At 67.1% G+C, this 20081-nt stretch carries 17 protein-coding genes; 10 read left to right on the top strand and 7 right to left on the bottom strand.

Going from position 1 to position 20081, the window contains the following annotated elements:
* Positions 1-55 precede the first annotated feature (55 nt).
* Entirely contained in the window at positions 56-1177 is a 1122-nt protein-coding gene (locus DQW50_RS12105) for a pyridoxal phosphate-dependent aminotransferase (protein WP_112079537.1), read from the bottom strand.
* A 141-nt stretch (positions 1178-1318) separates the two neighbouring features.
* On the opposite strand from DQW50_RS12105, the gene DQW50_RS12100 reads away from it, so the two are divergent.
* Positions 1319-2764 carry an amidohydrolase family protein gene (locus DQW50_RS12100; RefSeq protein ID WP_112079536.1) on the top strand — a complete coding sequence of 482 codons (1446 nt, stop codon included), beginning with the start codon at positions 1319-1321 and terminating at the stop codon, positions 2762-2764.
* Positions 2765-2798: 34 nt separating this feature from the next.
* On the opposite strand, the gene DQW50_RS12095 is transcribed toward DQW50_RS12100, so the two are convergent.
* The 3 genes from DQW50_RS12095 to DQW50_RS12085 all read right to left on the bottom strand — a co-directional run bounded on the left by DQW50_RS12095 (position 2799) and on the right by DQW50_RS12085 (position 4980).
* Positions 2799-3674, bottom strand: a complete 876-nt coding sequence (locus tag DQW50_RS12095; protein WP_112079535.1) for a DUF5821 family protein — start codon at positions 3672-3674, stop codon at positions 2799-2801.
* A gap of 143 nt (positions 3675-3817) precedes the next feature.
* Complete coding sequence (locus tag DQW50_RS12090; protein WP_112079534.1) at positions 3818-4588, bottom strand: methyltransferase domain-containing protein; 771 nt, start codon at positions 4586-4588, stop codon at positions 3818-3820.
* Positions 4585-4980: a nascent polypeptide-associated complex protein gene (locus DQW50_RS12085; RefSeq protein ID WP_112079533.1), complete on the bottom strand. Its 396-nt coding sequence runs from the start codon at positions 4978-4980 to the stop codon at positions 4585-4587. The genes DQW50_RS12090 and DQW50_RS12085 overlap by 4 nt, the downstream gene beginning before the upstream one ends.
* Positions 4981-5161: 181 nt before the next feature.
* On the opposite strand from DQW50_RS12085, the gene DQW50_RS12080 reads away from it, so the two are divergent.
* Positions 5162-5935, top strand: a complete 774-nt coding sequence (locus DQW50_RS12080) for a creatininase family protein (protein ID WP_112079532.1) — start codon at positions 5162-5164, stop codon at positions 5933-5935.
* 24 nt (positions 5936-5959) lie between these two features.
* Here the strand turns inward: DQW50_RS12080 and DQW50_RS12075 are convergent, their stop codons facing one another.
* On the bottom strand, positions 5960-6280 hold the full coding sequence (locus DQW50_RS12075) for an antibiotic biosynthesis monooxygenase (RefSeq protein ID WP_112079531.1): 321 nt from the start codon (positions 6278-6280) through the stop codon (positions 5960-5962).
* A gap of 626 nt (positions 6281-6906) precedes the next feature.
* Entirely contained in the window at positions 6907-7410 is a 504-nt protein-coding gene (locus DQW50_RS12070) for a hypothetical protein (RefSeq protein ID WP_241964409.1), read from the bottom strand.
* A 423-nt stretch (positions 7411-7833) separates the two neighbouring features.
* On the opposite strand from DQW50_RS12070, the gene DQW50_RS12065 reads away from it, so the two are divergent.
* From DQW50_RS12065 to DQW50_RS12030, 8 genes are all read left to right on the top strand, one after another.
* Positions 7834-9201 (top strand): choice-of-anchor W domain-containing protein, encoded by a 1368-nt coding sequence (locus tag DQW50_RS12065; protein ID WP_112079530.1) that lies wholly within the window; start codon positions 7834-7836, stop codon positions 9199-9201.
* A 111-nt stretch (positions 9202-9312) separates the two neighbouring features.
* Complete coding sequence (locus DQW50_RS12060; RefSeq protein ID WP_112079529.1) at positions 9313-10830, top strand: vWA domain-containing protein; 1518 nt, start codon at positions 9313-9315, stop codon at positions 10828-10830.
* 118 nt (positions 10831-10948) lie between these two features.
* A complete protein-coding gene (locus tag DQW50_RS12055; RefSeq protein ID WP_112079528.1) occupies positions 10949-12748 on the top strand; it encodes a VWA domain-containing protein in 1800 nt (599 codons plus the stop codon).
* Between the two features lie 119 nt (positions 12749-12867).
* On the top strand, positions 12868-14538 hold the full coding sequence (locus DQW50_RS12050) for a SipW-dependent-type signal peptide and vWA domain-containing protein (RefSeq protein WP_112079527.1): 1671 nt from the start codon (positions 12868-12870) through the stop codon (positions 14536-14538).
* Positions 14539-14735: 197 nt separating this feature from the next.
* Positions 14736-15506 carry a hypothetical protein gene (locus tag DQW50_RS12045; RefSeq protein WP_112079526.1) on the top strand — a complete coding sequence of 257 codons (771 nt, stop codon included), beginning with the start codon at positions 14736-14738 and terminating at the stop codon, positions 15504-15506.
* Positions 15503-17008: a SipW-dependent-type signal peptide-containing protein gene (locus DQW50_RS12040; RefSeq protein WP_112079525.1), complete on the top strand. Its 1506-nt coding sequence runs from the start codon at positions 15503-15505 to the stop codon at positions 17006-17008. Before DQW50_RS12045 ends, DQW50_RS12040 begins: the two co-directional genes overlap by 4 nt.
* A complete protein-coding gene (locus tag DQW50_RS12035; RefSeq protein ID WP_112079524.1) occupies positions 17005-18081 on the top strand; it encodes a signal peptidase I in 1077 nt (358 codons plus the stop codon). Before DQW50_RS12040 ends, DQW50_RS12035 begins: the two co-directional genes overlap by 4 nt.
* Positions 18078-19007 carry a hypothetical protein gene (locus DQW50_RS12030; protein ID WP_112079523.1) on the top strand — a complete coding sequence of 310 codons (930 nt, stop codon included), beginning with the start codon at positions 18078-18080 and terminating at the stop codon, positions 19005-19007. The genes DQW50_RS12035 and DQW50_RS12030 overlap by 4 nt, the downstream gene beginning before the upstream one ends.
* 210 nt (positions 19008-19217) lie before the next feature.
* Here the strand turns inward: DQW50_RS12030 and DQW50_RS12025 are convergent, their stop codons facing one another.
* The gene (locus DQW50_RS12025) at positions 19218-19922 is read right to left on the bottom strand and encodes a 6-hydroxymethylpterin diphosphokinase MptE-like protein (protein ID WP_112079522.1); all 705 of its coding nucleotides are present in this window, start codon (positions 19920-19922) and stop codon (positions 19218-19220) included.
* Between the last annotated feature and the right edge of the window lie 159 nt (positions 19923-20081).

The raw sequence follows: 20081 nt of genomic DNA, 5'->3' as shown, positions 1-20081 counted from the left end.
AACCACTCGAGACGGAATAATGTCTCCAGGTAATCGGCGTGGCGACCCCCGGTCGTTACCGGACCGCCTCGTACGCGTCCGCCATGGCCGAGACCGCCTCCCGGAGGTGTGCCTCGTCGGTGGCGTAGGAGATCCGCGCGTGGCCCCGTCCCCCCTCCCCGAACGCCTCGCCGGGGACGACGATCACGCCGCGGTCGAGACACTCCTCGACGAAGCCCTCCGGGACCCGCGGCATCGCGTAGAACGCGCCCTGCGGGACGGGACACTCGATGCCGGCGTCGGCGAACCCCTCGAGCAGGATATCGCGGCGACGCTCGAAGGAGTCGGTCATCCGCTCGACGACGTCGCGGTCGCCGCGGAGCGCGGCCTCGGCAGCGTACTGGGCGGGTGCCGACGCACACGCCTGCGCGTACTGGTGGACCCGGAGCATCCGGTCGATCCGTTCCGCGGAGCCGTACACCCAGCCCAGCCGCCAGCCGGTCATCGAGAACAGCTTCGAGGCGGAGTTGACGACGACGACGCTGTCGGTCTCGGCGAACTCCATCGGCGAGTGGTGGTCCCCGTCGAAGACGGTGTACTCGTACACCTCGTCGGAGAGACAGAGCACGTCGTGTTCGTCGGCGATCCGCGCGAACTCCCGGACGTCCGCCTCGGAGGAGACGGCCCCGGTCGGGTTGCCGGGCGAGTTGACGACGAACACGGCGGTGTCGTCGGTGATCGCCTCCTCGACCACAGCGGGATCCAGCGTGAGGTCCTCGCGGAGCGACACCGGAACCGGATCCCCGCCCGCCAGCTTCGTCAACGCGTCGTAGGAGACGAACCCGGGGTCCGGCATCACCACCTCGTCGCCGGCGCTCACGTGTGCCTCGAGGGCGATGTGGAGCGCCTCGCTACCGCCCGCGGTGGCGATCACGTTCACGGGGTCGAGGTCGACGCCCTGGTCCGTGCGGTGTTTCTCGGCGATCGCCTCCCGGAGCGGGGCGATCCCCTTGTTGCCGGTGTAGGCGTCGGCCTTCCCCGCCTCGATGGCGTCCACGGCCGCCCGCCGGGCGTGTTCCGGCGTCGGGAAGTCGGGCTGGCCGATCCCCAGGTTGATCGCGTCGTCGCCGGCCGCCTCGAACACCTCCCGGATACCGCTTATCGAGACCCGTTCGACCCTGTCGGAGAACTTCGGCATGGCGAACTGAGGGTCCCGCCCGGAGTTAGTTCTTGTCACACGGCTCGCGGCCGTCGCGGCCGTTTCGGCTGGTGCTACCGTCGCGGCCAGGGCGTCCACCACCACCGATAGTTCCTTGCCGTCCGCACGTGATCGACCCCCATGGACACGCTCGTCACCGAAACGCTCCTGGTCACGATGGACCCGGACGTGTCGGGCGCGACAGGCGATCTGGGGATCGTCGACGACGGCGCGGTCGGCTGGACCGACGGGGAGATCACCTACGTCGGCCCCGCGGACGGGGTCGACACGGGGGACGCGGAACGGACCGTCGACGGCGGCGGCTGTCTGACGCTCCCGGGGCTCGTGAACGCCCACGTTCACGGCCACCACACGGTGCTTCGGGGGGCCGCCCAGGACGTCCCGGAGATCGAGTGGATGACCCGCTCTCTGGGACCGATCTCCGCACACGCGACCCCGGAAGACGGCGTCGTCGGCGCGGAGCTCACCGCGATCGAGGCGCTCGCATCCGGCACGACGACGGTCGGCGAGTACGCCGCCGGCGTCGGCGAACTCGTTCGGGAGGTGTACCGCCCGCTGGGGCTGCGCGTCGTCGCCACCGAGACGATAAACGAGGTCCCCGAGGACCGCTCGGACATCGGCCCCGACGAGCCGTATCCGTTCGACCGAGACGGGGGCGACGCCGGGTTGGCGCGCGCCGACGACCTCGTCGCCGAGTTCGGCGACGACCCACTCGTCGAGCCGGCGTACGGCCCACAGGCGCTGGACATGGTCTCGCTCGACCTCCTCGAGACGATCGTCGAGCGGGCCCGGACGGAGGACCGAACGGTCCACATGCACGTCGCACAGGGGGACCGCGAGCGCAGACAGATCGCCGCCCGGTACGGCGAGGGCGAGACGACCGTCGGCGTCCTCGACCGAGAGGGCCTCCTCGGCGACCACCTGCTCGCAGCCCACCTCCACGGCGCGACCCCCGAGGAGCGCGCTCGGCTCGCCGACGCCGGCGTCCGGATGGTTGGCTGTCCCTCCTCCATCACCGCCATCGACGGGATCGTCCCGCCGGTCGTCGAGTACCTCGAACACGGGGGATCCGTGGGGATCGGCACCGACCAGGCGCCCGGCCCCGGCGGCCACGACGCGCTCCGCGAGGCACGTACGACGGCGATGTTGGCGAAGGCCGACAGGACCGACCCGACCGCGCTCGACGCGAGCGGCGTCCTCGAACTGTTGACGGTCGGCGGCGCCCGCGCGCTCGGGATCGCCGACCGCGTCGGGTCGCTCTCGCCCGGCAAGCGGGCGGACGTGCTCGTCTGCGACATGGAGCGCCCGGGCGTCGCGCCGACCGTCACACAGCCGTTCCACACCGCCATCCCCAACCTCGTGTACGGTGGCGGTAGCGACGCCGTCAAGGACGTATTCGTCGACGGGACGCAGCTCGTCTCCGCGGGCGGGATCGTCGGCGTCGACGTCGACGCGGTCGTGGCGGACGCGGCCGAGCGCGCCGAGCGGGTATTCTCCGAGGCCGAGGCGGACTGGCGCGCTGCCGGATCCGCGCTCGTGGACGCGGTCGACGACGGTCGGCTCTGAGCCGAAGCCGATCCAGCGTCGGTGACGGTTCCCCTCAGGGTCGTCTGTCCCACACCGGCCGGTCGTCACCCCCCGCTCCGCCGATGCCGGGCCCGCCCACGGCGTCCACAGCCTCGAACAGCTCGCGGAGCGCGGGCAGGAACCGCTCGGCGTCGACGCGGTAGAGCGTCTCGTCGACGGTCCGGAGGCGGTAGTTCGGCCTGCCGATCCCCATCGGCACCTTGATCGACTCGATCAGCCCGCGTTCCTCGAGCGCGCGTCGCGCCGGCGAGAACGTCTGTTTCGGCGCGATCCCGACGTCGTCCGCCCACTCGCGCACGTCCGAGAAGAGGTGGTCGTGACGGGCTGCCAACGCGACAAGTAGCGTTCGATCGTCGAACGGCTCGGTGCGAGCGAGAGCCGTCGGATCCGTGTCGAGCGTCGAGAGGACGACCCCCAGGTCGTCCGCGAACCGGCCGTCGAGCGCCTCGCGGGCGGCCGACAGCAGGCGGTTCCGCGACGGCATGCCGACCGACGCCGGCTCGGCCATCTCGAAACGCGTCTCGACGACCTCCGAGGCGGCGACCGCCCGGTCCGGGTCGGCCTCGGCGAGGAGCGCTCGGTCGGTCGCGGGCCCCACGACCGCGTCGGTTCGCCCCGGGCTCGCGAACAGCGTCCGGTCCGGTCGCGCCCCGGTCGCGGTCCGGAGCGCGATCGTTCCCCGCGAGCAGGCCTCGGCTGTGGCGGTCCCGAGCACGAACCGGCGACCGAGGTCGTCGACGACCCCCGGCCGACACGCCACCCGCCAGCGACCGTCACCACCCTGACGGCGCGCAGAGAGCACCGCGGAGAGGATCGACGCGTCGACGCCGACGGCGACCAGGTCGGAGCGCCCGGCGAGCGCGGTCTCGACGTCGGCGACGATCGTCATACCCCTCTTGACGGTCGTGGCGGAAAGAAGGTTACTCAATTTCTGACGACCGATCAGGGTGGATTCCCAGTTCAGGATGGAGTCCCCGTTCAGGATGGAGTCCCCGTTCAGGATGGAGTCCCCGTTCAGGGTCGAGTCCCCGTTCAGGGTGCCCGAGCGATCACGAGGTAGCCCGTGTGGCCGACGCCGCGGGTGGAGGGTCGGGATCCGCGCTCGGAGAAGTCCATTCCACGCTGGATCGTCTCCAACGTCTCGATCTCCGCGAGTCCGGCCTCACGTGCGGCCGTCACCGCCTCGCGGGTCCCCTCGACGAACGGCGAGTACACGGCGAGGAACCCGCCCGGCACGAGGAGGTCCGGCGCGTGCGAGACGATCGACGGCGCGTCGCCGGTGTCGAGGGTGAGCACGTCGAACGGAGCCGCCGGGGGTGTTCCGTCGGTCGCCTCGCCCGCGCCGACGAGGGAGTCCACCTCCTCGGCGAGGTCGCCGGTCCGGACCTCGACGCGGTCCTCGACGCCGGCGACGCGCATGTTCTCGCGCGCCACGTCCGCGAACTCCGGGTCGATCTCGTAGGTGGTCACGTCCGCGCCGACCCGACCCAGGTGGGCTGCGAGGATCCCGGTTCCCGTACCGGCGTCGAGGACGCGGTCGCCCGACGCGACGCCGGTCAGCCCCACCACGAGCCCGACGTCGCGCGGCATCATCGGCGCGCCGGTGCGCTCGAGGTGATCGAACAGGTCGGGACCACGAAGCTCACGCACCTGGAAGGCGGTCCCGAGGTGGCTCTCGACGACGTCCCCGGCAGCGACGTCCGCGGGAACCTCCAGCACGCCGAGGTCGGTGCCGAACTCCTCGCCGGGCTCTAAGAGGTACTCGCGGTCATCGTGGACCAGGAGGTACGCAGGCTCGGTCACTCGAGTTCGGCGATCGCACCAGCGAGGTCGCCGTCGTGGGCTTCCAGCGTCTCGCGAGCCGTCGATTCGGGGACGCCCGCGCGCTCCGCGACGAGCGCCACGTCCTCGTCCGGGATCCCGTCGTCGGAGCCGTCGGAGCCGTCGTCGTCCGCAGCCTCGACCGCGCTCGCGCCGCCCGCCCCGGCGTCGGCGACTTCGTCGGGGTCGCCGACGATCTGGTAGGTCTGTTGGCCCTGCGCGTCCATGCGCGTGACCTGGGGGTTCTCGAAGACGAGGTCGCCGTCGGCCGTCTCGACGACGACCCGCTCGGCGTCGAGTTCCTCGACGTCGATCCCCATCTGTTTCATCATCTGTTTCATCTTCCGTGGATTCATGCCGCCTCCTCCGAACATGTGGTGAAGTTCGACCTGGCGACACAAAAAGGGTGACGAAGGGGTCCGATGCGGGGTCCGTCCCTCCGGCTTGCCCTGCCGGCATCCGCCGCCGATCGTTATCGGGCGGGTCCGTCGTCGAGTTCCCCCGCCAGACTGCCTCCTCACGGGGTTTGATACGGGCCGAGATCCAGGGACCGGTATGTATCTCGCGGACCACACCTGGCCGGAACTCGGCGACCGACTCGACGGACAGTCCACCGCGATCGTGCCGCTCGGCTCGACCGAACAACACGGGCCGCACCTGCCGCTGGCGACCGACCACCTGATCGCGGAGGGGCTCGCGACCGCGGCCGCCGAGGCGACGGGGTTCCCCCGGACGCCCACCGTCGACGTCGGCGTCAGCCCGCACCACCGCCAGTTCCCGGGCACGCTCTGGGTCGACCCGCCGGAGTTCCGCGACTACGTCGAGAGCCTCACGCGGAACCTCGGGTACCACGGGATCGACCGCGTCGTCTACGTCAACGCCCACGGCGGCAACGTCGACCACCTCCGGGAGGTCGGCCGGCGGCTCCACCAGGAGGGGACGATGTACGCGATCGAGTGGATGTGGGACGAGTCGATCCCGGAACTCGTCGACGACCTCTTCGCGCAGAACGGGCCCCACGCGGGTCCCAAGGAGACCGCGATGATCACCCACCTCGCGCCCGACCTCGTCCGTTCCGAGGAGTTCGAGGCCGCCCGCGACGGCGGGCTCGTCAATATCGCCGACTCGGAGACGATGGTCCACGGCGCCCGGACCTTCTACGACGCGGTCGACAACTCCGCGAACGGCGCGTTCGGCGACCCGACCGACGTCACGCCCGAGAAGGCTGAACAGCTGTTCGAGGCCGCCGTGGACCAGCTCGTCCAGCTGTTGGAGTGGCTCAACGCCCGCGAGTTCGAGGCGTTGATGCCGAAGCCGCGGGTGGGGTAACCGGTCGAACGGGACAGCGATGTGCTACCCGGGAGGGTCCGCGTCGTCACCGAACCCGCTCCCGTACGCGTCGACGACCTCCGTGACGGTGACTTCGTACGCGTCGTACCACTCCGTCCACCGTCGTTTCGCCCGTTCGTGGGTGGAATCCGCTCCGAACGACGCGAGCCCGTCCAGCGATTCCCAGTAGTACACGACGAGAACCTCCTCGCTCTCCGGGGCGTGCCACGTCCGCTTGCCCAGATATCCCTCCGTCTCCTCGGCGACGGCCTGTATCGCACCGTTTAGCTCGTGGAACTCCGCGTCATACTCCCCCGGATCGAGACGGAAGGTAACCAGATACATCGATGCCGGCACTCACGCTCTCGCGGTCAAAACGGTTCTCTTCGGTGAACACGAGAGACCTCACGGACGCCTCCCTCCGATCGAAGTAGCCTAAGAAACGATCGATCCGGTATGTTGGCGCGCCGGCGCGCCGGTGAGCGGGTGCGACAGCACCCGCGAACCGACCGCGAGGTCGCCGGCGCGTAGCGCCGGTTGCCAGAGGGACCTTCGGTCCCTCGCTGGACGCGGTGAGCGCTCGAAGAGCACGAACCGCGAGGCTGGGGAGGCGTGAGGTGCGGGGCGGAGCGGTCGGGTGGGATTCAAAGGGGCAGTCGCGAGGCGGGCGCAGGCGTTCACGAGAGCAGAGCTCTCGTGAGCCAATCAGAACGCACTGCGTTCTGATGACGACGTAAGGACCGCAGGGAGCGAGTGAAACGAGCGACTGAGGACCGCAACGAGCGTGCGGCCGCCTCGCGACTGGGGCTTTGGAGGTGTTCTCCGCGGTAGCAACAACGTATAGCCGAACAGCTGGGGCTTTGGAGGTGGCCGCTGAAATCGCACTCTCTACTCTGTAGAACCGAACAGCTGGGGCTTTGGCGGTGTTCTTCGCGGTCGCCTCTACCGCCTCCGCAACGACGTATCCTCGATCACCGCGAGAGCGATATCGAGAGCCGGTAGGCGGTCCAGAGTTGTGCGACCGTCACGACCGCGAACGCCGCGAGAGCGACGCTCGTCCACAGGAGCGGGTCGACCGCGCCGACGACCGGCGCGTCGAGCTGGGCGGCGAGCACGAGACAGAGCGTTACGACGCCGAGCATTTGGTACAGTTCCGTCCAGGTGAACCCGTAGCCGGCCACGACGGTCATGTAGCGTTCCACGTCGCGTGCGCCCCGACACGCGCGCACCTCCTTGCGCGTGCGGTCGTACTCGACGACGCCGAGGTCGTGGAGCCGCGGCAGGTGCGTCTGGTGGAGGGAGGCGTACACGCTCTCGCGCACGCCACGCGGGGCGGGGGACTGCCCGGTCTCGTCGGCCGCGATCGCCTCCGAGAGCTCCCGAACCGAGACGGCCCCGCCGCGCGTCCGAAGCTCGCGGAGGGCGCTCTTCCGGCGGCTGTTCGAGAGCACGTCGTGGATGACGGTCTCCGGCAACGAATCGGGTCGAATCTGTAGGGGAATAGGAAACACCTCGTTCGAGAACGTGAAGGATGGCTGGGGGGATATGTATGCGCCGCGTACGGGTGTGTCGCATGCTACCAATCGAACTCGGTCGATCCGTCCAGGCCCACGGTAGGCGATCCCACGCGATACGGTAGGTGCCGTCAGCGGGAGCAGTAGGCGGTGCGGACGGATCCGGTAGGCGACCCGAGGTAACCGGTAGGGGCCTCCATCCGTCCCTTCCGGACGATCCTTCGATAGGCCGAAAAACGGCCGATATCGCTCGAACGAGCGGTTATATCGGCCGATTGGCGGGTTCGGTCGGCCGATGGCGGCGTTCGGATCCGACGTGTCGAGTCGTAACTATCCCCCCTTCCACCAAGGGAGGGGTACTGGCCGAGACGCCAGGGATACTCAATGGACGACAACAACGACAACTTCGGACTCTCGCGGCGGCAGATGCTCGGCGGCCTCGGCATGATCGGCGTCGCCTCCGCGGGTGCGGGACTCGGAACGACGGCGTACTTCAGCGACGAGGAGAGCTTCACTGACAACACGCTCACCGCGGGCTCGCTCGACCTCTTCGTCCACGTGAACTACTCCGAGGACCAGGGCAGCTACGGTAGCTACCAGACCCCGGACGGGACGTACATCCAAGGCGGCGTTATCGGCCAGACCGTCGAGGAAGACGGGATCGAGCTGACAGAGGGTGAGGAACTCCAGATCGAAGTCGAGGACCTGAAACCCGGCGACTCCGGCGAGGGCGAGTTCTGTTTCTCGATCGTCGACAACCCCGCGTACCTATGGATGTGTGGAGAACTGACCTCCAACGACGAGAACACCGTCACGGAGCCGGAAGCGGACTCCGGAGACGAGAACAACGAACAGACGACCGACGACATCGACGGCGACGGCGAGCTCGCCGACGCGATGCAGGTGACGGTGTCGTACTGCGACGCCAGCGGCGAAGTCAGCGATGATATCGTCTCCGGTTCGCTGGCCGAGGTCATGGACGCGCTTTCCAACGGCGTCCCCCTGTCCGGTGACGGCGACCCCGACGCACCGATCGCGAACCGCCCGCACTTCGATGGCGTCGACGCCGCGTTCGACGACGACGTACCGCAGATCGCCGATCAGTGCGTCTGCTTCACCTGGGAGGTTCCGGGCGAGGAGGTCGGCAACGAGATCCAGACCGATTCCGTCACGTTCGACTTCGAGTTCTACGCGGAACAGGCTCGCCACAACGACGGGACGAACAACCCGTGTGTCGAGAGCGTCGCGGGCGAGGGCTTCCCCGAACTCGAGGGCACGGTGTGGCACGCTCGTGGTATCTACGGTGACGGCGGCGGTGCGGCCAACCGCGAAATGGACATCCGACTGCCTGACGACACGGTCCTCACGCCCGACACCAACGTCTCGTGGCCCAACAACGAAGCCGTCCCGTTCGAACTCATCATCGAGAACGACAACGCCAAGTGGAGCATTGACGGGACGCAGATCTCCGTCGCACCTGCGCCGTTGCCGACCGCGAACGCTGTCGTTGTCATGGCGAAGGCATCCGCTTCCGATTCGAGCATCGAGGTAAACGACGTCATGCTCAACAGGACGTCCCCGTCCGGCCCCGACTCCGTCTCCGTCGACGGCAACGTGGGTGGCCAACAGAACATCACGCTGAACGGCGTTTCGTTCGGCGAGGGTGACGTCATTAGCGGTACGGTTACCATGTCGTGGCCCGCCGGCTCACCGCCGAACCGCGAAGGCCTCGGCTTCCGGATCGACGTATAAACACACGACTACGAGCGAGCGTTTCGCTCGTCCCACCGGACTCTGAAAACGGACGGCCGGGACGACGGTTCGACTCCGTCGGTGGGATTTCCCCAATGGGGATGACACATCATGGAAGACAAGAAAATGGGACTCTCGCGGCGCAAGATGCTCGCGGGACTCGGAGCCATCGGCGTGGCCTCCGCCGGCGCGGGTCTCGGAACGACGGCGTACTTCAGCGACGAGGAGGGGTTCACCGAGAACACCCTGACGGCCGGCCAGCTGGACCTCATGCTGGATTACAAGGCGACTTACGACGGTCCGAACGGACCGGAAGTCATCGGTCAGCGTCCCACGGCCGAACAACTCATCGAGCAGTACGGGGAGGACACGTCCGAGGGACCGCTGACCTGGGAGCAACGGGCCGATCTCGGCTTCTCGTGTGATACCGAAGGCCTGATCAACGGCGACGAGATCCCGATCTTCGAGCTCGACGACGTGAAGCCCGGCGACTACGGCGAGGTCACGATGTCCTTCCACATCTGTGACAACCCCGCGTACGTCTGGATGCGTGGGAGCGTCTACAACGACGACGACAACGGGCTGAACGAGCCCGAATCGCTCGTGGACGAGACCGGCGGTGAGGGCGAGGGTGAACTCGCCGAGAACATCGACGTCCGCATGTGGTACGACTCCGACTGCTCGAACACCTACGACGAGGAGGCCGGCAAAACGGACATCCTCATCGTACAGGACATCTCCGGCTCGATGGAGTACGATCAGTACGGCGGCATCATCTCCGACGGAGGGGGTGGTCAGACCACGAAGCTCGCGGAAGCCAGAGAGGCCGCAGAGAGCTTCTGTGAGGTCGTCTTCGACGAGACCGCCGACACGCACCTCGGCGTGTTGACCTTCGGAAACGAGGACTACATCGGGAGCGACTACGCCGACGGCGTCCAATTCGCCCCGTCCGGCGTCGAGAGCGACGTGAAGGACGCGATCGACGACATTCAGGCCGCTCCCGATGACGTCACCGGCACCGCGCTGGGGCTCGCGGTCCAGGAGGCCCAGTCGTTCCTCGCTTCGAACGGTCGATCGGACGCGCAGAAGGTCATGATCGTCCTGACCGACGGCGAGCAGTTCGAGAGCAACGTCGACGAACTGGACGAGGCGAACGCCGCGAAGAGCGCGGGCACCCGCATCGTGACGATCGACATCAACGAGCCCGGAGATGGCGAGCCCCAGCTACTCAGGGACATGGCCGGCAACACGCCGACTTCGTCCGGCGATGGAGACGGAACCGACTACTACAACTCCTCGGCGGACGACCTCTCCACGGTTCTGCCGCTCATCTACGACGACATCCTCCAGGCGATCATCGTCGGTGAGGAGGTCATCTTCGAGGGCACCTTGGAGGAGTTCGGCGACGAGATGAGCGGAGGGATGCGACTCGATCCGGCACCCCTGATCGGCTCCACAGACGCCAATGCGGCCTGTTTCCGTCCGGGAACCCACTGCGTCGCGTTCGAGTGGTCCATCGACACCGAAGTCGGCAACGTGATCCAGACGGACTCCGTCGAGTTCGAGTTCGACTTCCACGCCGAACAGTGCCGCCACAACGACGAGCCTGGCAACCCGTTCGCAGCCTGATCCGTCCTGATCTGTGAACTCCCCCCACGCGAATCCGCGTGGATCCCGTTCGGAGCACGGCGGTTCGACTCCGCCGGCGGGATTTCTCCGCGCTCACACGAAGCGCGGTAGCACACTCATGACACGAAAAAGAACGGAAAACGGCCTCTCACGCCGGACGCTACTCGGCGGCCTCGGAGCGATCGGTGTCGCCTCCGCGGGTGCGGGCCTCGGAACGACGGCGTACTTCAGCGACGAGGAGGGGTTCACCGGGAACTCCCTCGAAGCGGGCGAACTCGACCTCAAGATGGACTACCGGATCACGTACGAGGGCGGGCCGGGACGCCTCGAGGAGCTTCGGGCGGTCTACGACGACGACCCGAACTACAACGAGAACGTCAGCGTGACCGAATACCCCGAGGGGTCCGGGACCTACGTGCTCGACCAAGTGCCGGAGCGTAGCGACTACCCGGAGCCGGACGGGTGGATCGAGGCCGCGAACGTCGGGGTGGAGTCCAACGGAGAGCTCGGCGGCTTCGAACGCGAGGAACTCACCGACGCCGGCTTCCCGCTGTTCAAACTCGAGGACGTGAAGCCTGGAGATTACGGCGAGGCGACGATCAGCTTCCACCTGTTCGACAATCCCGCGTACATGTGGATGGGCGGGAGTCTGACCCGTGACGCGCAGAACGGGATCAACGATCCCGAACGGACCGCTCTCGAGGACGCGGGGTACACGGAAACCGAAAGCGACGACTCCGAGTTCTTCGCGGATGCGGCCGCGGACGACGAACGCTACTACAACGTCGAGGGCGACTGGGGCGGCCAGCTCGCGGACGCGATCCGCGCTCGCGTCTGGTACGACGACAACTGTAACAACGTCTACGAGGAGGGCGAAGAATCCGGCCCCGTCGACATCGCGGTCGTCGTCGACGTCTCGGGTTCGATGACCTACGAGATCGGCGATCCGGGCCCGGACAACGTCGTGGGCGACGGACAGGGTCCGAACTCGCGGATATACCAAGCGGTATCCGCGATCGAATCCCTCACTGACAACCTTCGAACGAACGTGAACGGATCCGGCGACGACGACAGGCTCGGAATCGTCCAGTTCGGCGGGATAGACGAGGAACTCCTCGTGCTCACGGATGCGAGCAACACGTCAACCATCGACGGTGCCATCGACCAGATCGAGGCCTACCAGTACGGCGACGCTCCCCGAGCCGGGACGAACATCGGTGCGGGGCTCTACGGCGGTCGGCAGGTGCTCGAAGCGAGCAACTCCGGCCGTCGGAAGGTCATGCTCGTCATCGGCGACGGTGCACCCACGTGGACCTACCGGGACGGTTCCGACTTCCCGTCGTACTCCACCTGGCAGTCGTGGAGCGACTACGACAAGGAGGCTGCGGCGGACGACGTCAGCGTCTCGAACGCACAGGACGACGTGGAGGACGTCGCCGACGAGATCAAAGACGAGACCGACGTCGTTATCTACGCGATCGGCTTCGGGCTGGAGGGCGTCCCGAACACGGCTCCCGCACGGCAGACGCTCGTCGACATCGCTTCGGAGGATATCAGTGGAACACAGCCGACGCTGTTCTTCGAGGCACCCGAGGAGATCGAACTGGTACAGATCTTCGCACAGATCGCACAAATCCTCTTCGGAGAGGCGGTAATCGCCGACGGCACCCTCAGAGAGGTGCTTGAGACGCTCGCGGAAGGATATGCGCTGGACGCCAATCGATTCGTCGACGGTACGGCGTGTTATCCCCCTGGTCTGACGCGGTGTGTCGGCTTCGAGTGGTGGCTCCCGGCCGACGTCGGAAACGAGGTTCAGACGGATCTCGTGGAGTTCGATATCGACTTCCACGCCGAACAGTGCCGCCACAACGACGGCGAGACGAACCCGTTCGACGGCGAGACCGCAGAACCCGTATAGCGACGCAACCGACCGCGGACAGCACGACCGTGTTGCCCGCCTCCCACTCGAAGCCCCGTAGGCGGTCGAGACGGCGGTTCGAACCCGCCGGTGGGAAGTTCCCCTTCGGGGGACCAATCATGACCGACGACAAACTAGGACTCTCGCGGCGGAAGATGCTCGCCGGCCTCGGGGCCGTGGGCGTGGCCTCCGCGGGGGCGGGACTCGGCACGACCGCCTACTTCAGCGACGACGAGTCGTTCGAAGACAACACGCTCACCGCGGGCGAACTCGACCTCAAGATGGACTACCGGATGACGTACCGGGGAGGTTCCGGTCGTCTCGCGGAGCTCCAACAGAACTACCCGAACGCCACGTTCGTCGACGAGGACATGGAACCGACCGACGACGACACCGGCGTCTACCTCCTCGATCAGGTCCCGAGCCGCGAGAACTACCCCGGAGCCGAAGACTGGGTCATCGGCGCGAACGGCATTTACGACTCCGAAGCCGGCGAGGGAGAGGGATTCCAGCGCGACGAGCTGATCGATGCGGGCGATCTCGAGAACGCGCTCATTCGCATCGGAGACGTCAAACCCGGCGATTACGGCGAGGTCACGTTCAGTACACACCTGTACGACAACCCCGGCTACATGTGGATCGGCGGGGCACTCACGGGCAACGACCAGAACGGCTACACAGAACCCGAGCAGGAAACGCTCGAGGAGATGGGAGATGCCACGGACGACCCCGACGGAGACGGCCAGCTCGCTGACTCGATCCAGGCGAAGGTGTGGTACGACGACAACTGCGACAACATCCATCAGGCTGAGACCGACAGCGAGGAGGGAGAGGGCGTCGACGTGATGCTCTCGATCGACACCTCCGGGTCGATGAGCAACGGCCCCGGAAGCAAGATGGAGCAGGCGAAGGCGGCCGCGCTACAGTTCGTCAACAATCTCGGATCGAACGATCGTGTCGGACTCGTAACGTTCGCGAGCAACGGACAGCTCCGACAGGGGCTCACATCCGATCACTCGTTAGTGGAGGGCTATCTTCAGCCCGGCAACCTCGGGATCACCTCTACCGGACAGACCATGATGGACGATGGCGTCGATCGAGCAACCAACGAACTCACCAGCAACGACCGTGGGGTCGATCAGGTAATCGTTCTACTCGGTGACGGACAGCCGACCAGATCTGCCCGACAAGGAAGCGATCACGTCCAGAACGCGATCGACGCGGCGGACGATGCAAAGGACTCTCCCAACGATATCACCGTGTTCACGATCGGATTGGGAGTTAACTCCGGGAGTACCGCTCAGAACACGCTCATATCGATGGCGAGTTCGAGCAACGGGACCGTCCTCTACTACGATTCGCCGACCGGGACGGAACTAGACGATCTACTCACAGATCTCCTCGGTCATCCTCTCAGGCGAGGCGGTCATCGCGGAAGGTACGCTGAGCGAGGTGATGGCCCAGCTCTCGGACGGAATCGAGCTCGATGCGAACCTCGAGGCGGAAGAGCGCGTCTGCTTCACGAATTCGGTAACTCGCTGCTTCGGCTTCGAGTGGGAGCTTCCCACCGGCGTCGGCAACGAGGTCCAGACCGACTCCGTGGAGTTCGCGATCGGATTCGCCGCCGAACAGTGCCGCCACAACGACGGCGAGACGAACCCGTACGCGGAGAGCTGAACGCAAGCATAGACACCGGATCCGGATCGGTCGGATCCGTCCCCCTCACCCTCGAACTCCCTCGATGGGACGGTCGAGACGGCGGTTCGACTCCGCCGGTGGGACTCCCGTAGCGGATCGCGACGGACGCGACCGACGACGGGATCCGGGCGAAAAACCGCCCGATAGGCACCCCCTGCCGTCGGTTGAATCGGTCAATCAACGCGGTTCGGGATCCGAACCGTTCGGGTAGGGGGGTCATACATAGGTACCGGAGAGGCGTGGAGACTATCGACGAACCGGCCGTCCGGAGCCGACGACAAGGACACGAATGACGAAACGAGACATACACTTGACTCGGCGGCAGGCACTCGCGGGCGTCGGAGCCGTCGGCTTCGCCTCTCTCGGAATGGCGGGTGGTCGCCGGACGAGCACCCCGGACGAGTACACGAGCTACACCTACGCGCAGTCGGACGTTCCGACCCGCCTCTTGGTCGGCTGGCGAACCAGATACAACGACGAACTCGTCGACGAGAGCCCGACCGACGAGGTCGCCGACGTCGGCGGCTCGATACGGCTCGTAGACCAGGAGAACGTCCTCCCGGGCGATTCGGGTTCGACGAGCGTGAGCCTCCGGATCGACGACCTCGGCGAAAACGTTCCGGACGGCGTCCGCGTGTGGATGAAGATCGACCCTGATATCGGGGCCGACCCGGCGAGCCGGATGCTCGCGGAGCGGATCGAGGTTTCCGCCCGCTACGACACCGGGTTCCTCGGCGTCGGCGGCTGTGCCGGCGCGGAGAACGTCGATGACTTCCCCGAGTTCGGCACCGGGATCTTTTCCGGCACGCTTGCGGAGCTCGACGGCGACGACTTGACGGGAGGGATCGAAGTCGATCCCGGGATCCTCGACAACGGCTGTCTGGAACCCGAGGAGAGCCGCTGTCTCGCGTTCAACTGGGCGTTCCCGGTCGGCGAGGGCGGCAACGGCGGGAAGGGAGGGTCCGTCGACTTCGACGTGTCGTTCTACGCGGTCGACTGCGGCTGGGACGGAAACCCGTTCGCGGAGTCGGTCCCGGAGCACGAGGAGGGGTCCGCATGACCGCCGACGGAAGCGGACGCGGGAGTTCCGGACCGGCCGGCCTCAGCCGCCGCCGGCTCCTGGCCGGCCTCGGCGGACTCGGCGCGATCGGGGCCGCCAGCGGCGCGGGCACGTTCGCGTACCTCTCGGACGAGGAGACGCTCCCGAACAACGCCATGGGTGCCGGCGAGGTCGAACTCGACGTGTCGTGCGACGACGGCGACTGTACCGTCTCGAACGGGACCGTGAGCTTCACGCCCGACGAGCCGATCGACCGCGGCGACTCCGGGGACGTGACGTTCGACGTCGCAGTCCGGAGCAACCCCGCGCGGCTCTGGTTCGCGACGACCTGCCCGCCGACCGCCGACCCGCTCGGCGACGCGCTCGAAGCTGACCTCCGGGTCGACGACGGCTTGGTCTCTTCGGGGTCGCTCTCGGAGCTCCGTCGTGAGTTCGTCGACGGGCTTCGGATCGACGACCGAGACGGTGACCCGTGTCTCGATCCCGAGGGTGACACCCTCGAGATCCAACTCGTCTGGGAGCTACCCGATGACGCCCCAGCCGACGCGGCCGGCGAGACGACCGAGTTCGAGTTCCATCTCTACACCGAACAGTGCCGGCACGTCTCCGAGGACGCCGCCGCGGGATCGAACCCCTTTGCGGGGCTCGGCCCGTGTGACGAACCCGAAGCGGAGTGTGTGGACTGCGTCGAGGGAGGGAAGGCGGACGACATCGACGGGAACGTCGTCGGCAGCGGATCCGGAAACGTGTCGACGTGGCTCTCGATCGACGAGGGACCGCTCGCCGGCGACGCGTACCTCTCCGTCACCGACGTCGAGTACAACGGCGACGGGGACGAGGCCGTTGGCGTACAGTTCGAACTCGTGGACGAGAACGGCGACCCGGCCGGAAAGCTGTGTGCCGTCCGGATCAAGGGGGGCGACGATACCGAAGCGTATCCGATAGAACCTCCGAGCAACGACACGGGGGAGCTACTGTACTCGCCCGAGGGACCAGGCCAGGGCGGGCTCGCCGGAATAAGCAACGTCCAGATCGACGTCTGCGTCGACGACAATGGAGACGAGGACGAGGACGGCCACGACGATTCGGGCGACTGCGAGTGCGGCGGAAACGTCAGGTACCGCGACCTGACGTTCAGGTACGACGGCGAGTCCGACGTCACGATCCGGGTTACCACGCAACGAACGGGCGGTGGTGACGCCGAGGTCGTGTTCGAGGATACGACGATCGCGCCCGGCGGAACGCTCACCGCCGACGGTAGCGACGTCCCACAGACGTGGGGGAACGTCGGAACGAGTCTCGGACAGGACACGACGATCGAGATCGTCGACGGCGGCGACGACGAGGCCTCCGAGACCGTCGACGTCCACACCAGTTGCTCGGAGGTGCTCGCCATCGGGGACACGTTCGGCTCCGATGGGTCGGGCGGAACGCTCTACGAACTCGTCGGCGGCACGTTCACGGACGGCAACTCGATCTGTGCCCCGGAGGACCTACAATGAACTCACCTATCACGCTCAAGAGAATCGCCAACCTGCTCGGGATCGCCCTGCTGATCGCGGTCGTCGCGCCCTTCGTGGTGTACGCGGTGCCGGCGGTCGTCGGCGCGGAGTACAGCTTCGTCGTCCTGACGGCGAGCATGACGCCCGCGATCGCCCCCGGCGACGTGGTCGTCGTCGACGAACGGGACCCGGCGACGATCGCCGAGGGCGACGTGATCACGTACGTCCGTGGCGACAGCGAGACCCCCGTGACCCATCGCGTGACCGGCGTGGAGACGGCCGACGGGGAGTTCGCCTTCGAGACGAAGGGCGACGCCAACGAAGGGCCGGACACTGCGCTCGTGCCCGCCGAGAACGTCCTCGGCGCGGTGACCGTCACGATCCCGTACATCGGGTACGTGATCCAGTTCACGGACACGCCGATCGGGTTCGCCCTGCTCGTCGTCGTGCCGTTCGGCCTGCTCGCGCTCTCCGAGGTCTGGAGCCTCTACCGCTCCCGGACTCGGGATAGCGGCGGCTCGGACGCGGTGGACGCACCCGATGTGGACGCGACGGCGGAAACGAACGTCGAGACCGAAGCGGCGGACGCGAGCGCGGACGAGACCGCAACCGGTTCAGGGTTCGTCGTGACGAATCGAACGGTCGAGGGCGCAGTCGCCGTCCTCCTGTTTTTCGTCCCGTACGTGGCGTACGTCGGGTACACGCTCCGGACCGCCCTCGCCGTCGCGGTCGCGGTCGGAACCGGCATGACGCTGTTGATGGCGGTCGTGCTCCTCGTCACGGCCGGCGACGGGGATGGGTCAGCCGACGCCGTGTCCGACCCGGACGACGGCGGGGATACGGGACACGGTGACGACGGCGGTGCGGACGTCTCCGTCGGCGGAAACAACGGTGTCGGCGACGGTCCCGGGGACGCAAGCGTCCGTGAGGACGATCGCGTCGACGAACCGGGAGGTATCGACGACGGGAGCCCGACGGGGATCTTCGAGCGCCCCGTGATCGCGCCCGCCGCGGACGGCCGGGCCGGGGCGGTCGACGAGGGTCTCGATATCGCCGACGAGGAGGGACGATGAACCATCCTGCGTCGGTGCTGATCGTCGCGGTCCTCGTGTTGGTCTCCGGATTCGGCGGCGGATTCGGGACGCTCGCGGTGTTCTCCGACGAGACCACCGTCCAGGGGAACTTCTCGACCGTCGAGGAATTCGCGGAGCTCGACTCCGAGGAGGGTGGCCTCGCAGCGAAAGACTCGAGGAACGAAACGGACGGGAACGAGACGGACGGAAACAACGACGAAGACGCGGTCAACAAGGACAAAGACAACGGTACCGATCGGGGTGACGGAAAGGCCGTCGGCAAAGACAACGGGACCGGTGTGGGCCAAGGTACCGGGATCACCCAAACCGCCCTCGACGGCGGGGAGGGAGAGACGACGGAGACCGAAGGGGAAAACGGTTCCCAGACCGACGCCGAGGACGACGAACCGGCGAACGGGACGGACCCCGGCTCGAATTCGACCACCGACCAACCGACTGAACCCGAGAACGGTAGCGAGATCGACGACGAAAACGGTGACGTCGAGGACGACGAGGGGACCACCGGAACGGACGGAGACGCCGGTGAAGGTGACGAGGGCGGCGACGAAGCCAACGCGACCGGAGCGGGGTCATCCTCGGCGGGAGACGCTGAGGGCGAGTCCGACGATGAGGACGGAGCGAGTGACGAGGACGGAGCGAGTGACGAGGACGGAGCGAGTGACGAGGACGAGACGCGATCCGCTCCCGAAGGTGAGGACGCCGGAAGCGACGACGACACGGGCGACGGTGAGGACGAAAACGCCGGAGATAGCGGAGAGGACGATGCTGGGGAGAACGATGATGGGGAGAACGATGATGGAGAGGACGGCGATACTAAAGAGGACAGCGATACTGGAGGTGACGATACTGCTGAGGACGACGACGACGCTGGAGAGGACGACGCTGGAGAGGACGACGATGAGTGATCGCGGTAATGGACAGTGCGTGCCCGACGGGGAGCGAAACGGATTGCGCAACCGGAACCAACGCGCTTCACCCGAGCGATCGCGGCCCAGAACGCGACCGCGAGTCACGAAACGGCGCGTGCTCATCGCGTTGTTCGCCGCGCTCCTGTCGATCGTCGGCTACGGACTGTTTCTCCGGGTCTGATCGCTCGATGAGCTAGGGCCGTCGCCTCAGTCCGTGAGGTGCGCCTCGAACTCCGTTCGCACCCGGTCTCGGCGACCGTCGAGCACGGCGAACCGCTCGCCGCGTCGACGCTCCAACCAGCCGAGCAGGCGCGCAGCCCAGTCGAGCTTTCGCGCCTTCATCGGACCCACGTCCGGGTCGTCGAAGTCCCAGCCCGGGAAAACCAGGCGGCCGGCGCCGACGTGATCCGCCAGGAAGGCGGCGCGGTCGCCGTCGGTGAACCCGCCGAGGTTGTGCACCGGGGAGACCGGAGCTGTTTGAGTAGTCGACAGGGTGTACTCGGCGTCGAACCGCGGGAGCCACTCGCGAACCGCGGGCAGGTTGTCGCCGTGGGCGTGTGCCGCGACCGGCACGCTACGGGCGGTCAACTCGACTGCCGTCTCCGGGTTCTTGTCGAGATCGGTCACCAGACAGTCGACGTCGACGCCCGCCTCGAGGAGGATATCAGCCGCCGTCGACGCGGCGACGACGACGTCGGCCTCGCGAGCGATCCGGATCTCCGATCCCACGCGGAGACACGGTGCGCCCCCCGCCACGGCGACGGTCCGACCCGCCCAGTCGTCGAACCGCGAGAGGTCGAACGGCGTCGACAGCCCGACAGCGACGTCACGGGCCCGCTCGTCGGCGTCGCGATCGAACCCGAAATCGGCCAGGATCGCCTCGTAAACCGGTTCGAACGTCTCGAAGTTCATGCGATCACCTCGGCGTCCTCCCGGTACTCGGCGTCCTCCCGGTACTCGGCGTCCTCCCGGTACCGTCGCGGGTACGGACGGCGCTGTCGCTGGTGGGGACGAATATGGTGTGGGCCGAAGTGGCACAGAGTACCCCTACCCGCATGCCCCTTCGGCGTC

It is taken from the genome of Halorubrum sp. 48-1-W, assembly GCF_003287355.1.
Classification (GTDB): Archaea; Halobacteriota; Halobacteria; order Halobacteriales; family Haloferacaceae; genus Halorubrum.
This window is presented reverse-complemented; position numbering and strand designations above follow the sequence as displayed.

Bases quoted from the DNA above. Each gene is read 5' to 3' on its own strand.
- DQW50_RS12055 (WP_112079528.1), top strand. From the start codon at position 10,949: ATGACACGAAAAAGAACGGAAAACGGCCTCTCACGCCGGACGCTACTC.
- DQW50_RS12100 (WP_112079536.1), top strand. From the start codon at position 1,319: ATGGACACGCTCGTCACCGAAACGCTCCTGGTCACGATGGACCCGGAC.
- DQW50_RS12030 (WP_112079523.1), top strand. From the start codon at position 18,078: ATGAACCATCCTGCGTCGGTGCTGATCGTCGCGGTCCTCGTGTTGGTC.
- DQW50_RS12080 (WP_112079532.1), top strand. From the start codon at position 5,162: ATGTATCTCGCGGACCACACCTGGCCGGAACTCGGCGACCGACTCGAC.
- DQW50_RS12105 (WP_112079537.1), bottom strand. From the start codon at position 1,177: ATGCCGAAGTTCTCCGACAGGGTCGAACGGGTCTCGATAAGCGGTATC.
- DQW50_RS12040 (WP_112079525.1), top strand. From the start codon at position 15,503: ATGACCGCCGACGGAAGCGGACGCGGGAGTTCCGGACCGGCCGGCCTC.
- DQW50_RS12085 (WP_112079533.1), bottom strand. From the start codon at position 4,980: ATGTTCGGAGGAGGCGGCATGAATCCACGGAAGATGAAACAGATGATG.
- DQW50_RS12050 (WP_112079527.1), top strand. From the start codon at position 12,868: ATGACCGACGACAAACTAGGACTCTCGCGGCGGAAGATGCTCGCCGGC.
- DQW50_RS12075 (WP_112079531.1), bottom strand. From the start codon at position 6,280: ATGTATCTGGTTACCTTCCGTCTCGATCCGGGGGAGTATGACGCGGAG.
- DQW50_RS12060 (WP_112079529.1), top strand. From the start codon at position 9,313: ATGGAAGACAAGAAAATGGGACTCTCGCGGCGCAAGATGCTCGCGGGA.
- DQW50_RS12065 (WP_112079530.1), top strand. From the start codon at position 7,834: ATGGACGACAACAACGACAACTTCGGACTCTCGCGGCGGCAGATGCTC.
- DQW50_RS12095 (WP_112079535.1), bottom strand. From the start codon at position 3,674: ATGACGATCGTCGCCGACGTCGAGACCGCGCTCGCCGGGCGCTCCGAC.
- DQW50_RS12045 (WP_112079526.1), top strand. From the start codon at position 14,736: ATGACGAAACGAGACATACACTTGACTCGGCGGCAGGCACTCGCGGGC.
- DQW50_RS12035 (WP_112079524.1), top strand. From the start codon at position 17,005: ATGAACTCACCTATCACGCTCAAGAGAATCGCCAACCTGCTCGGGATC.
- DQW50_RS12025 (WP_112079522.1), bottom strand. From the start codon at position 19,922: ATGAACTTCGAGACGTTCGAACCGGTTTACGAGGCGATCCTGGCCGAT.